The 13,361-nt window shown below is 36.4% G+C and carries 14 protein-coding genes; 4 read left to right on the top strand and 10 right to left on the bottom strand.

What is annotated here, in order from left to right; genetic code table 11:
- Nucleotides 1-67: 67 nt before the first annotated feature.
- A complete protein-coding gene (locus H9636_RS06835) occupies nucleotides 68-1,243 on the bottom strand; it encodes an endonuclease Q family protein (protein WP_191706880.1) in 1,176 nt (391 codons plus the stop codon).
- A gap of 224 nt (nucleotides 1,244-1,467) precedes the next feature.
- Here H9636_RS06835 and guaD point away from each other — a divergent pair, with 224 nt between their 5' ends.
- On the top strand, nucleotides 1,468-2,826 hold the full coding sequence (gene guaD / locus H9636_RS06840) for a guanine deaminase (RefSeq protein WP_191706881.1): 1,359 nt from the start codon (nucleotides 1,468-1,470) through the stop codon (nucleotides 2,824-2,826).
- Between the two features lie 113 nt (nucleotides 2,827-2,939).
- Nucleotides 2,940-3,656: an MOSC domain-containing protein gene (locus H9636_RS06845; RefSeq protein ID WP_191706882.1), complete on the top strand. Its 717-nt coding sequence runs from the start codon at nucleotides 2,940-2,942 to the stop codon at nucleotides 3,654-3,656.
- A 154-nt stretch (nucleotides 3,657-3,810) separates the two neighbouring features.
- Here the strand turns inward: H9636_RS06845 and H9636_RS06850 are convergent, their stop codons facing one another.
- Complete coding sequence (locus tag H9636_RS06850) at nucleotides 3,811-4,185, bottom strand: DUF423 domain-containing protein (protein ID WP_191706883.1); 375 nt, start codon at nucleotides 4,183-4,185, stop codon at nucleotides 3,811-3,813.
- Nucleotides 4,186-4,294: 109 nt separating this feature from the next.
- A complete protein-coding gene (locus H9636_RS06855) occupies nucleotides 4,295-4,819 on the bottom strand; it encodes a YusW family protein (RefSeq protein WP_191706884.1) in 525 nt (174 codons plus the stop codon).
- A 280-nt stretch (nucleotides 4,820-5,099) separates the two neighbouring features.
- Here H9636_RS06855 and H9636_RS06860 point away from each other — a divergent pair, with 280 nt between their 5' ends.
- Nucleotides 5,100-6,137 carry a PTS transporter subunit IIC gene (locus tag H9636_RS06860; RefSeq protein ID WP_191706885.1) on the top strand — a complete coding sequence of 346 codons (1,038 nt, stop codon included), beginning with the start codon at nucleotides 5,100-5,102 and terminating at the stop codon, nucleotides 6,135-6,137.
- A 17-nt stretch (nucleotides 6,138-6,154) separates the two neighbouring features.
- Here H9636_RS06860 and H9636_RS06865 read toward each other — a convergent pair whose 3' ends face one another.
- The 5 genes from H9636_RS06865 to ku all read right to left on the bottom strand — a co-directional run bounded on the left by H9636_RS06865 (nucleotide 6,155) and on the right by ku (nucleotide 10,100).
- Nucleotides 6,155-6,937, bottom strand: coding sequence for a 5-oxoprolinase subunit PxpA (locus H9636_RS06865; RefSeq protein ID WP_191706886.1), 783 nt, complete (start codon nucleotides 6,935-6,937; stop codon nucleotides 6,155-6,157).
- Entirely contained in the window at nucleotides 6,915-7,799 is an 885-nt protein-coding gene (locus H9636_RS06870) for a 5-oxoprolinase subunit C family protein (protein WP_191706887.1), read from the bottom strand. Before H9636_RS06870 ends, H9636_RS06865 begins: the two co-directional genes overlap by 23 nt.
- 12 nt (nucleotides 7,800-7,811) lie before the next feature.
- Nucleotides 7,812-8,537: a 5-oxoprolinase subunit PxpB gene (gene pxpB / locus H9636_RS06875; protein ID WP_191706888.1), complete on the bottom strand. Its 726-nt coding sequence runs from the start codon at nucleotides 8,535-8,537 to the stop codon at nucleotides 7,812-7,814.
- 3 nt (nucleotides 8,538-8,540) lie between these two features.
- Entirely contained in the window at nucleotides 8,541-9,152 is a 612-nt protein-coding gene (locus H9636_RS06880) for a pyroglutamyl-peptidase I (RefSeq protein WP_191706889.1), read from the bottom strand.
- Between the two features lie 111 nt (nucleotides 9,153-9,263).
- Nucleotides 9,264-10,100, bottom strand: a complete 837-nt coding sequence (gene ku / locus H9636_RS06885; RefSeq protein ID WP_191706890.1) for a non-homologous end joining protein Ku — start codon at nucleotides 10,098-10,100, stop codon at nucleotides 9,264-9,266.
- A gap of 104 nt (nucleotides 10,101-10,204) precedes the next feature.
- Between ku and H9636_RS06890 the strand changes: the two genes are divergently transcribed.
- Nucleotides 10,205-12,046 (top strand): DNA ligase D, encoded by a 1,842-nt coding sequence (locus tag H9636_RS06890; RefSeq protein WP_191706891.1) that lies wholly within the window; start codon nucleotides 10,205-10,207, stop codon nucleotides 12,044-12,046.
- A 36-nt stretch (nucleotides 12,047-12,082) separates the two neighbouring features.
- Here the strand turns inward: H9636_RS06890 and H9636_RS06895 are convergent, their stop codons facing one another.
- Nucleotides 12,083-12,850: a cytochrome c oxidase assembly protein gene (locus H9636_RS06895; RefSeq protein ID WP_191706892.1), complete on the bottom strand. Its 768-nt coding sequence runs from the start codon at nucleotides 12,848-12,850 to the stop codon at nucleotides 12,083-12,085.
- Between the two features lie 17 nt (nucleotides 12,851-12,867).
- Nucleotides 12,868-13,344, bottom strand: coding sequence for a DUF2243 domain-containing protein (locus tag H9636_RS06900; RefSeq protein ID WP_191706893.1), 477 nt, complete (start codon nucleotides 13,342-13,344; stop codon nucleotides 12,868-12,870).
- Nucleotides 13,345-13,361: the final 17 nt, after the last annotated feature.

The raw sequence follows: 13,361 nt of genomic DNA on the forward strand, positions 1-13,361 counted from the left end.
ACATCCCTTTTAAAACAAGCTACGTTTAAGATTCCCCGTCTTAAACAAGTAGCTTGTTTTTTATTTTTCATTCATGTGATTCAATTTTCCCGTAAACACCACCACCACCAACGGTTATACCCAATTCACCTTTTCGCGCTAGATCAATCGTATATGCTAATTTTTCGGGAATGACCTTCGCTAAATCTTCCACTGTTGTCTTGTGTAAAATATTCATTTCTGTTCCAAAAGCATCTAACATCTTTTCAATCGTTTTCGGCCCAATTCCAGGAATAAAGTCTAAAGGGACTTGATGGGTATAAGGAGGTCTTTCTATCTCTAATGAAGGCGCATCGGTTAATTCTTTTATCCGCTTAGACACCCCTTTAATGAACTGTTCCTTTCCACAATAAGGGCATCTTCCTACTGCTTCTTCTATTATCTGTTCACCACAATTTGCACAAACGGTTTCATGATACTTTCCTAATAACGGGTTTAAACCGAAATTTTCCGTAATGGCCCGGCCATCTTTTTGATGAAGAACTAATTTTAACTCTTCAAAATTAGCATCCGCTACTCGCATTTTTTGATACTCACGAGCAATCTTGCCTAAAGAATGGGCATCGGAATTTGTCACAAAAGTATAGGGTGCAAGCTCACTCATTCCTTTTACCATATAAGTGTCCGAGCTTAATCCTAATTCAATGCCGTCGATTAATCGGGGGTCGAATACTTCAGTTAAACTCTTCTTCACACCTTTCCCATAAAGGCTTTTAAACGGAGTAAATACATGGGCTGGAATAAACAATCCCCCTAAATCATGTACTTTCTGTTGTAATGTTCGCCCACTACAATAAACCCGTTGTGAACTTAAATGAATGTTTTTTAATTGGGTACTTAACCATTGGGAAAATACTTTCATCCTTTCGATGGTTGGAAAATAAGCTAATACATGAATAGGTCCGTGGCAATTTTCATCGTAAATTTCAATTTCAGACCCCGGAATAAGGGTCGTCTTTTCGTACCGTATTCCCCCCTTTAATAGTTCGGTTGCTTTTCCTTCCCGAATTAATTGTTCCATTTCACGAATTACATCCGGTGAATGGCAATCAATAATACCGATTAAATCCAGTCCTTTTCGCGAAGTTGCTGTTTGTAAAATGTTTTGTAGTGTTAAATTTTTGCTTCCTGTGATTTTAACTGCCCTGCCACTCTCTGTTCTGCCAATATGAATATGTAAATCCGCATAAATTTCTTTTAACAATGATGACACGTCCTTAAAAAAATTCTTACTATAAAGAATACCCTAATTTTTGCACTTTGTTACGAATAGCGTTTTAAGTAATTTTTTATTTATTTTCATTTTTTGAATGATGAACGGCCGTTACCTTTCCATTAAACTGTCCATTTAATAGACTTCGTTTTCCTTTATCCTTATAATATCAATAAAATATTTCAATAAATGGTATTTAAAAGGAGGAATCGTAAGTGGGAAAATATGCACATGTATTTCAAGGAACGGCCTTTTCGAGTAAAACCTTTGAAGAAGTAGACATTTTAAAGGACTACTTGTTTTGTATTAATGAAAACGGATTGATTGAAAAAATGATCGCACCTGAGGAAGAACAATATGTTACTTTGCTTAGTGAATATGATGGAAAAGAGAATTTCCATCGTTTATTAGAAGGGGAATATATTTTACCCGGATTTATTGACTTACATGTCCATGCCCCACAATGGGCTCAAGCTGGAACTGCCCTCGATCTCCCTCTATATGATTGGTTAAATACGTATACATTTCCTATTGAATCAAAATTTTCGGATATGAACTTTGCCCAAACGGTTTATGAAGACTTAGTGAAAACATTACTAGCAAACGGGACGACAACAGCTCTTTACTTCGCATCGATCCATAAAGAGTCCAGTTTATTGTTAGCTCAAATTTGTGCCCAATTAGGACAACGGGGACTTGTTGGGAAAGTCGTGATGGATAATCCAGACCAATGTCCTAATTATTATCGAGATGAAAGTACAGAAATGGCATTAAAAGAAACGGAAGAGTTTATCATTTCCGTCCAAGAATTACATCAACAAACAAAGCAAGGAGTTTATCCTGTAGTAACTCCCCGCTTTATTCCAAGTTGTACAGATGAGGCATTAAAAGGATTAGGGGAATTGGCAGCAAAGTATAATACCCATATCCAATCCCATTGTAGTGAAAGCGATTGGCAACACGGATATGCGATTGAGCGATTCCATAAACACGACGCCTTTGCTTTAAATGATTTTGGTTTGTTACAAGAGAAAGCCGTGATGGCCCATTGTAACTTTTTAGCAGATGAAGATGCTAAACTATTTGCTTCTACAGGTACCGCCGTTGCCCACTGCCCCATTTCCAATGTATTCTTCTCAAATGGGGTTTTACCCGCCCGTCATTTGCATGATTTAGGCGTTGAGATTGGTTTAGGTACTGATATTTCTGGTGGATTCTCTCCTAGTCTTTTTGATAATGTGCGACAAGCAGTAATCGCCGCTAGAATGTTAGAGGAAGGGGTCGATACAACGATCTCTGCCGACAAACGAGGTGTAGCTTCTTCACGTATTACAACGAGTGAAGCGTTTTATTTTGCCACTGCTGGTGGTGGTGAAGCAATAAGTCTACCTGTTGGACGCATTGAAGAAAACTATGCTTGGGATGTACAAATAATTAACACGACAGTCCCAGCAGCAAAACTTCCGATTTTCAACAATGACTTAGAAGATATTTTCCAAAAAATTATGTACTTAGCTCGCCCGGAAAACATCCAACAAGTATGGGTACAAGGCGAAAAAGTTCATGAAAGATAATAATGAATTTCAGAAATTATTTATTGCCAGTTTCTTAAACTACGAGGCACCAAAGAAAAATTATTAGATACGAATATAATATATTACTAACATTCAGTACAGGGGGGTAAATTTTGAATCAAAAATATGAACATATAGGGAGAGTCAAAGAAATCAATAGGTTTCCTGTAAAATCAATTTTAGGTGAGTCTTTATCCTCCGCCATCGTTGATAGTCGAGGTATCCTTGGAGATCGTTTATGGGCAATTAGAAATGAGTGTGGAAAATTTGGTAGCGGTAAGTCTACACGACGTTTTCAAAAGATGGAAGATTTATTTTGCTATAAAGCAAGGTATGAGGGGGACACTCCCATTTTAACAATGCCCAATGGAATTGAATATCGAGGAGACCAAGAAATGGTGCATGAAGCACTAAGTGAGTTGTTAGGGTTTCAAGTAAAATTAGTAAAAGAAGCGTCGATTTCACATTTCGATGAGGGACCAATTAGTATCATTACAACCTCTTCGTTAAAAATGTTAAGTAAGGATTTAGGAGAAACCGTGGACCCACGTCGCTTTCGAGCAAACTTGTTAATTGAAACAAATTCAACAGGATACTTTGAAGATGAATGGGTGGATCGACAAATTCAAGTGGGAGAAAGTGTTACTTTGAAAATTGTAGCCTCCCTTCAAAGATGCATCATGGTAAACAACTCTCAAGAAGAATTAAAACAAGATGCTCGTATTTTAAAAACTTTAGTAAATAACCATTCGGCAATGTTCGGTGTTTGGGCAAAAGTTGAACGACATGGTGAGATAAATGTGGAAGATGAAGTAATGTTTCTAAAATAATGGGATTTACTGTAAACTTTTTGAAGAGTAGCTTTAATGAAAGAAAATTAGTTGGAAAAAGCCCAACTTGATTAAGTCGGGCTTTTTCTTGCTGGTTATACTAATATGTTTTTATCAATGTTATCTGAGCTACTTGCTTATAGTAGTCCTATTTTTATGAAATAACGTCAATAATAAATAAAATCCATGCTGCTAAAAATAACAATCCTCCAATAGGTGTAATTGCTCCTAATCTTTTCACACCTGTTACAGCTAACACATATAAACTACCTGAGAAGAAAATAACTCCAGTGAACATCAGATAGCCTGCCCAGGATAATAAGTTGGATGCTCCTAGTAAGGAATCCATTGATAAAATCCCGATTAAAATTAATCCTAGGGCGTGATACATTTGGTATTGGACCCCTGTATTCCATACTTCCTCGTATCGCGGTTCTGCAAATTTATCCTTCAATGCGTGGGCACCAAATGCGCCTAGTACAACTCCTAAGAATGCTAAAATTCCACCAATCAATAATAAAATAGTCATTTCAATAGGCTCCTTTTATGTATAGTCATTTTTAATATATAATTTTGGTTGCAAGTAAACAAATAAAAAAGCTGTATTAGAAGAGCATATCTTCCAATACAGCATACCATTATTGATTCGTAAAATTATATCGTTTCACTTCACCGTTATTAAATTTCACTTCCAGTTCAAAAGAAGTATAGTTTTCATCTAAATCAAAAGCTGTGATGACTTGGCTTAATACTTCTTCATCCTCTGTGTTTGCATTAAACGTTAGCAACTCTAAATATTTCACGATTTTGTTATAGGCGTCATCACCTTCGGAATGAACATTATTTCTTTCATCTTCAAACTCTGCCGACATCCCCTTTTGATCATTAGCATATTCCACATCATAGGATACATCATTCTCATACTCCACATCTAAATCAAAATGAGTAAAGTTGTATGGTGTATCAACATGTTCCTCCCCCTCATTTTGATCATCTGTTGCATTTTGATCTGCTCCATTATTTTGATCTGCATTATTATTCGCTGTATCATTCACAGTATCTTTCCCTGTATCTGTAATGATTTCATCCTGATCACCGTTGTTACATGCATATAAAACAACTAAAAGTAACGGAATCATCAACATCGATTTTAAAAATTTCATATGCTCGCTCCTTTTTATCAATAGCTTTCTCCCTTATTTTTCCCCTTTTGAAGGGAATTTAACCCTTTATTTATCATTTAAAAATGACACTATTTCTTTAAAATTTTTTAGTTTGTTTAATGTTCTTAAATTTTTTTAGCATTTCTCGTTTGAGGCGCCTCTAGGTTTTAACGGTTCAACGCGTTGAATCGCTAAATTTTTTCTATTGCTCTTCGTTTTGTGACTATATATAATGATTGAAAACATTAAATTTTCAATTTTTATGAAAGAGGCAACTGTTATGAAGGATTTTATTAGTAAGCTTTTAAATGGAGTCAGTATTGCTATCGTTTGTGCCCTTATACCAAATGCGTTACTAGGAGAAATATTAAAGTTAATCATTCCGTATGTTCCTGCTCTTCAACATCTACTTGATGCTACAGTTGTTGTCATGAGTATGCTGCCTATTTTAGTTGGTATATTAGTAGGAATGCAGTTTAAATTAACGCCCATCCAAACGGCAAGTGTTGGGATTGCCACGATGGTTGGTAGCGGGGTTGTTAGTAAAACGGCAGAAGGATTATTCACAATTAGTGGAATAGGCGTCGTTATTAATGCGGGACTTACAGCTGCATTAGCCGTTCTATTTGTTCAGTTAATTGGTGAGAGATTAAGAGAATACTCGATCCTCCTTATTCCTATGCTAACCGTCACGATTCCTGGAATGATCGGATATAGCATTTTACCTTATGTAAAATCAGGTGCAGGATTAGTTGGAGAAGGGGTTGCTTATTTAACCAATTTACAACCTGTCGTGATGGGGGCGTTAATTGCAGTCGTATTCGGTATTATTATTTTATCGCCTATTTCGACAGTCGGAGTAGCAACGGTTATTATGCTTTCTGGAATTGGCTCAGGGGCTGCCAACTTAGGAATTGTCGCCGTTGGTATGGGCTTATGTTTTGCTAGCTTTAAAGCAAATTCCCTTGGGACAGCTTTAGCCCACGTATTAGGGTCACCGAAAATTCAGATGCGTAATTTTTTTATGAAGCCGACTATTGCTTTTCCTATGCTTATAACAGCAGCCATCCTTGGTGCATTAGCAGGAATACTCAATGTACAAGGAACACCTTATAGTGCTGGATTTGGATTATCCGGTTTAGTTGGACCTTTAAATTACATCAACTTAGCCGATGGTGGGTGGACCGCTTCGAACATTGCCGTTATGTTAAGTATGTTTCTCATTTTACCTTTCTTTTTGAATCTATTCTTCATCTACTTATTTAAAAATAAATTGAAAATGATTAAAGATGATGACTATAAATTAGATTTTGAGTAATTGAAAAAGATGGCCTCTTAGTAGGAGCCATCTTTTTTTATGGAATTAATGAATATTTGATGCTCCATTAATTGACGTTTTAACATTTTAGCAAATTCTACTGCCTTTTCCCCATCTCCATGAATACATATTGTATTCACTTCGACAAACACTTCTTCGCCAGTTATTGAAACGACTTTCTGTTCCTTTACCATTTTCATCGCTTGTTTAAAGGCTAGTTCCTCCGAAGTAATCGTCGCATTGGAATCCGTACGAGGGGTTAATTGGCCTTGGGAAGTATATGTTCGGTCTACAAATCCTTCATTAGCTATTTGTAATCCTAGCTTTTTTCCTTCACTAATTAGTCTGCTTCCGGCTAAGCCGTATAAGATCAACTGTTTATCTAAATGAAAGATTGCCCTTGCAATCGCTTCCGCTACTTCTCCGTTAGTTGCAGCTAAATTATAAAGAGCTCCATGGGGTTTTACATGATGTAAAGACCCCCCTTCCGCTTCTATAAATCCCTTTAAAGCACTTATTTGATATAAAGTAATATCATATATTTCTGCTGGAGAAATATTCATCTCCCTTCTACCAAATCCTTGTAGATCAGGAAATCCAGGATGAGCACCAATCGCCACTCCTTCTTCTAATGCTAAACTCACCGTTTTTCTCATCGTTGAAGCATCACCTGCATGAAATCCACAGGCAACATTTACAGAAGAAACATACTTCATCATTTCTTTGTCGTTCCCTATTTTATAAACGCCAAAACTTTCACCTAAGTCACAATTTAAATCAATCGTTAATGGCTTTTCCATCGAAAGTCTCCTTCCTAAATGAAATACATTCTCCAATCCGAAGTTGCGCCACTTTCCACAAATCTTCTTCTACAATTTTTCCGATTGTTGGGTAGCCTCCCACCGTTTGCGCATCTGCCATTAAAACGATTGGTTGTCCATTTGACGGTACTTGGATTGTTCCAAACATCGTCGGCTCTGATAGTAAATCAACTTTTCTTTTCGTTTGAATAGGGGGGCCTTGTAAGTAATAGCCCATTCGATCACCCGTAGACAATTGATATGTTGAACTGAAAAAGCGCTCGATATCTTGTTCCATAAAATGATGAATGTGGTGACTTACTACGACCCTTACTGCTTTTTCATTTGAAAAGGAAGGAATCCATTTGGAATATAAACCTTTACGATATTTGTTTAGAGGAAAATTCTCACCATATAAAATCATTCCTTCAGTGATGGGGCTACCAATATTAGCTTTAAGATAATTAGACTGGCTATTTAAAATTTCGCGTCCTTTAAAACCACCTATTGGAATTAAATAAGCAATCGCTCCATCGGAACTGAATTTTAGTTTCAAAAGATCCCCTTCCTTTAAAACAAACGTTTTCCAAGGATTTATTCCACGTCCATTGACGGTTGCATTCATATTAGCACCAACCAATACATATTCATGGGTGGCAACAGATTGAAAGGTCATTCCACCATAAAAAATTTCTAAAGCTGCATTTTCTCCCACATTCTCTGCGATTTTGTTACCTAATTGAAAGGATAATGGATCCATTGGACCCGCTGTCGGTATACCGAATCGTCGATAACCAAAACGTCCATTATCTTGTAATGAACTATATACTCCCTTACGGACGACTTTCAATAATGGCTTCATTTTTCTTCATCCCTAACTTCCTAAAAGAGATTCTATGACTGCATTTGAATCCTCTTTCAACTGGTACTCGATTTCTTGAAATTGTTCCATTGTAATGCGTTTAAACGATAACTGATCCCCTGCCTGCAGTAAAAAAGGGCGGGATCGATTGAGATCAAAAAGCGGAATAGGCGTCTTTCCGATAATGTTCCATCCACCTGGAGAATCGATTGGGTAAATTCCTGTTTGTTTGCCTCCTATTCCGACACTCCCTTTTTCTACAAGTCTTCTCGGTACATCTAATCTTGGGCAATATATTTCCTCCCGAAGCCCCCCTAAATAGGGAAAGCCAGGTAAGAACCCAATTAAAAACACAGTATATAGCGATTCGCAATGCATCTTCACGACTTTTTCTACCGATAAATGGTTTTCTGTTGCCACCCTTTCCAAATCTAATGAAAAAGGTGTTTCATAGCATACAGGGATTGTTATTTTCCTGGACTCTTTAAGCTGGAGATGAAGAGAATAGGTACTCCACGCTTCCATTATTTCTTGTAATACCTTTGTATGGACGATTGATTTGTTAAAAAATACGGTAACCATGTGATAGCTTGGAACCGATTCGATTACAATTCTTTTATATCGTTCGATTATAAATTGATCAAAGGCACGAACAATTTGAAAGGTTTCTCCGTTAATCTCTTGTCCAAATAGAAAAGAACAAACTTTTCTATCTTGTATAATCATTTTAGGAATCATTCGTTACCCCTCGAGAGTTATAACGTTTAAACATGCTTCGATCGCCTTTGTTAAATCGGTTATAGACCAACTTGGGACGTTCCCATGTTGAATCGCCAATTCATGGGAGGCAGGAATATGTATAAATCCAACTTTACAATTTAACTTTTCATTTTTTACATAATGTAGTACGGAATACATGATGTTGTTGCATAAGTAAGTTCCAGCACTATTTGAAATGTCAGCTGGGAATCCCACTTCTTGCAAATGATTCGTTATTTTTCTTATGGGCAAAGTCGAGAAATAACCATCTGGGCCGTTCACATCAATTTCTTGATCTACAGGGGCAAACCCTTGATTATCCTTGGCACCATCTTTTACATTAATTGCAATTCTTTCTGGAGTAATTTTATACCTCCCTGCCGCTAAACCGAGGGAAACAACTATTTCCGGCTGAATTTGTTGTACTTTTTCTAGTATTTTTTTTTCAGATTCATGAAAGTCAACTGGCAGCACAAAACTTTCCACAATCCAGTCATTCATCACACGACCATTTAATTTTTGAACGACTTCCATTGTCGGGTTTATTTTATAGTTTAAAAAAGGTTCAAAACCTGTTAATAATATTTTTCTCATGTAATTCCCCTCACTTCTTTTTTACCCATATTACCATTTTTGAAAGTTTCGGAAAATTAAAAATTAAAAACGTAGGAAGAGCAAATTAAATATTGCTGATCCTACGTTCCATTATGCTTCTTTCTTCTCTTTTGTTTTTCGTTTCCTAGTGACGGTTTTCTTTTTCGTTGGAGATGTTTTATCAAGGGATGCTTGAAGAGCTGACATTAAGTCAGTCATATCGGAAGGAATAACCGTTTCCTTTTCCGTAGCTGAAACAGTAGCCTCGCCATTTTTCTTTTGTTCAATTAATTCCAATAAAGCGGTACGATAATCATCGCTATATTTTTCTGGTTCAAACTTTGCTGTTAGTTGCTCGATTAACAACAATGCTGTATCCAGTTCTTTTTCTGCTATCTTATCTTCACTTGGTATGTTCGGAACTTCTGCTACACTACGAACTTCATCGGGAAAATGAATCGTTTCCATCAATAACGTTTCGCCGTAAACACGAACAATGGCCAGTTGTTCCTTCGAACGAATTGTAATTTTCGCCACTCCAATTTTACCTGAATCACTTAGTGCTTTTCTTAATAACGCATAAGCTTTTCCTCCTCCACTATCAGGCGCCATAAAATAGCTGCGTTCGAAGTATATTGGATCAATTTCATCTAATTTGACAAACTCGATAATTTCTACTGATTTATCTTCATTTTCTTTCCGAAGCTTTTCCAATTCCTCATCATCTAACACAACAAATTTATTTTTAGAGTACTCATAAGCTTTTACAATTTCTTCACTCTTGATTTCCTTCTCGCATACGGGACAAACCTTTTGATAACTAATAGGACTATGACATTCCTTATGCAGTTGGCGTAATTTAATATCTTTATTTTCAGTTGCTGCATGAAGCTTTACAGGGATATTAACTAATCCAAAGCTAATACTCCCTTTCCAAACAGTATGCATTCTTTTCACCTGCTTTTTTGCTTATTATGTTGAGAACATCGCTTTTCTATGTATAACCAAATCATTTAATCAAAAACTATAGGAAAAAAAAAGAGGTTTTATCGATGAAACCGATGCTATTAACTCCCGTTGAATCTGTCCCTGACAGTAAAGACTGGTTGCATGAAACCAAGTATGATGGTTTTCGATGTATTTTGGAGTGGCGTGAAGATGGCCCAATTTTAATGAGCCGAAACGAAAAAGAATTAACAACCTATTTCCCTGAAATTATCGACTATTGCAATGTAGTAAAAGAACAAGTTGCTCCTTACTTACCGCTTACTTTAGACGGTGAACTCGTATACTTAGTCAATAACTACAAAAGTGATTTTTCAACTGTACAATCTAGAGGGAAAACCCGAACTAATAAAACGATCATCGAAGCGAGCGAGAGATTTCCTTGTAATCTCATCGTCTTTGATTTACTTCAATATGAAGGAAAAGATATTTCTTTGTTACCTCTGTTGGAAAGAAAAAAGATTTTAACTGAGTTATTTCAAAGGGCAAAATTATTAACTAAACCGTCTTATATACAAAAAGGAATACTCCAATTAATAGACGTTTACGACGATAAAGAGGAACTTGTCGAAAACATACGACAATATAACGGTGAAGGAATCATTGCCAAAAAAACAACGAGTGTTTGGGAAAGTGGAAAGCGTTCTTCCCTTTGGTTAAAGGAAAAGAATTGGCGGATTGTAACAGTTATTTTAACTCTTTTTGATCAAACAAACGGCTTTTTTAATGGAGCCGTTTATCATAATGAAAAATTAGAAGAAATTACAACTTTTCGCCATGGACTTACCGATGAGGAATTTCAAACATTGGCACGCTTTTTTCAAGGAAAGGGAAACCAAATTTCTTCAACAACTTGGCAACTTCCCCCATCCATCTGTGTCAATATTGCCTGCATTGATTTCGATGGTAGGAAACTAAGAGAACCGCGCTTTCATTCCTTTCGTTTTGATGCAGACCCTTCTGAGATTAACTGGAGAAATATGCTGCGTCAGCTCAATCCGATACCTGAAAAAGTTGAAATTACCCATCCTGACAAACCCATTTTCCCTGCTATTCGTTTCCTAAAGGATGACTTTATTTATTACCTCCAACAAGTGGCACCACATATTTTACCCTTTTTAAATAATCGTTTATTAACGTCCATTCGGTTTCCCCACGGTGTTCCAGGGGAAAGTTTTTACCAAAAAAATGCACCAGATTATGCACCGGATTTTATTGAGACAAAATTAGAAGATGATATCCACTATATCCTTTGCAATAGTTTAAATACTTTACTATGGTTAGGAAATCAACTCGCTCTCGAATTCCATATTCCGTTTAAAACGATTGATACATTGTGTCCAACAGAAATTGTTTTCGACTTAGATCCCCCTTCTGTTGATGAATTTTCATTGGCTGTTGAAGCCGCCCAACAAATGAAGGCGATTTTTGATAAATTCCATTTAACTTCCTTTATTAAAACGTCTGGAGGGAAAGGGCTACAAATCTATATTCCATTGCCAAAGGATACCTTTACCTTTGATGAAACAAGAATCTTCACAGAGTTTGTTTGCAAATTTTTAGTCCAACAAAACCCTAAATGGTTCACAATTGAAAGAATGAAAAAGAATCGTGGGAATAAATTATATTTGGACTACATCCAGCATGCAGAAGGGAAAACAATTATAAGCCCTTATTCTTCTAGAGGAAATGAGAAGGGTTTAATTGCCACACCTCTTCAGTGGCACGAAGTAAATCGTCAGTTACATCCTAGCCAGTTCCCAATTCCTGTTGTATTAGATAGATTGAAAACGATTGGGGATCCTTTTAAAGATTTTTTCCAAGTAGGACAACACCAACCATTTCAGCCAGTACTTCAAACATTAAAGGAAATAACGAAAAAGAAATAAACCTCCATCATTTGATGGAGGTTTTTAAGTTAACGTTCACGTTTGGACTGTTTTTCTTCCAAGACGATTTTTAAAATATTGATAACATAAAACAATAACAATAATTAAGTCAACAGCGTCTCCACTGTAGTACATGAACATTCCGCCTGCCTGTGCATCCATCAACTCTACTCCTGCTGGTGGATGTGCGTAAATCCATTTCGATAATATGTTATGAGCTGCCATTGCTAGTATTAACATCGTTGAACGCAAAAAGAAACTTGTACGATGGGGTGTTGGATCAATATAAATCATCGAGACGGTAAATACATAACCCGCTAAAAAAACATGTAAATGGACTAGTATATAAAGTAAGAATACCGAATGCATAGCTGAATATAGCTCCGTCGTATATAAAACCCAAAGCCCGCCTAAGTTTAAAATCGTTGCTAAAATAGGATGGGTAATCCATTGTACATAACGACTTTTTAAAAACTTTGCTATTCCCCTTGCTATTTTTACCGGTGCTGTTCTTAATACTAGTCTCATTGGTGATGCGAATACTAATAGTAGTGGACCTAACATACCGAGGAGCAGGTGGGTAAACATATGGGCTTGAAAACTTGAGTGGGCTTTTTCGGCAATGGGCCCGAAACACGCTAAAGCAATGCTACTTATACCTGTAATCCAACAAAGAGTACGGTAAACTGGCCACTTCCTATATTTTTTATTGGAATAAATAACGGCAACGATATATAAAACAATTAGCAAGACAAAAGGCATACTAAGAGATAACCATTCGAAGGTAGAAGTTGATTCATTCATTCCTCCATGATGATGCACTACACGTCACCTATCTTTTTTAATGGAGAAGGTGTTTTTTTCTTTTTTAGTAAAATGAGACCGACGATAATCATTAACGCGGCTAATACATTCCACACAACATCGTAATAAAAAATATCAACGTTATATCGGATTTGGTGAATTCGCATCATTTTATGTTGAATAATGCCATCATATAAATTAAATGTACCTCCTCCTACGTAAACGGCACCCATCCATCTTTTAAAATTCCATACTTTTCTTTTCCGTAGATCCGCTACCATAAAAAGGGCCACAACCGTTGCAAACCAACTAAATGCATGAAACAGACCATCAGATATTAGCCCTACATTTGTGGTCGATAAATCATAAAAATGATGCCAATGTAATAATTGATGGAAAACTACTTCATCGATAAAGGCAACCATTCCTAACCCAAATAAAATACCTGACCAAAAATTAAAAGGTTCATCATAATTACTTTTTCTTCTTTCCAATCCATTCACCCTTAACT

The sequence above is a fragment of the Ureibacillus galli genome (genome assembly GCF_014836845.1).
Classification (GTDB): domain Bacteria; phylum Bacillota; class Bacilli; order Bacillales_A; family Planococcaceae; genus Ureibacillus; species Ureibacillus galli.

Excerpts from the sequence above, each read along its gene's own strand:
- H9636_RS06850 (WP_191706883.1), bottom strand. The coding sequence starts at position 4,185 with ATGACTATTTTATTATTGATTGGTGGAATTTTAGCATTCTTAGGAGTT.
- H9636_RS06855 (WP_191706884.1), bottom strand. The coding sequence starts at position 4,819 with ATGAAATTTTTAAAATCGATGTTGATGATTCCGTTACTTTTAGTTGTT.
- H9636_RS06860 (WP_191706885.1), top strand. The coding sequence starts at position 5,100 with ATGAAGGATTTTATTAGTAAGCTTTTAAATGGAGTCAGTATTGCTATC.
- H9636_RS06865 (WP_191706886.1), bottom strand. The coding sequence starts at position 6,937 with ATGGAAAAGCCATTAACGATTGATTTAAATTGTGACTTAGGTGAAAGT.
- H9636_RS06870 (WP_191706887.1), bottom strand. The coding sequence starts at position 7,799 with ATGAAGCCATTATTGAAAGTCGTCCGTAAGGGAGTATATAGTTCATTA.
- pxpB (WP_191706888.1), bottom strand. The coding sequence starts at position 8,537 with ATGATTCCTAAAATGATTATACAAGATAGAAAAGTTTGTTCTTTTCTA.
- H9636_RS06880 (WP_191706889.1), bottom strand. The coding sequence starts at position 9,152 with ATGAGAAAAATATTATTAACAGGTTTTGAACCTTTTTTAAACTATAAA.
- ku (WP_191706890.1), bottom strand. The coding sequence starts at position 10,100 with ATGCATACTGTTTGGAAAGGGAGTATTAGCTTTGGATTAGTTAATATC.
- H9636_RS06890 (WP_191706891.1), top strand. The coding sequence starts at position 10,205 with ATGAAACCGATGCTATTAACTCCCGTTGAATCTGTCCCTGACAGTAAA.
- H9636_RS06895 (WP_191706892.1), bottom strand. The coding sequence starts at position 12,850 with ATGAATGAATCAACTTCTACCTTCGAATGGTTATCTCTTAGTATGCCT.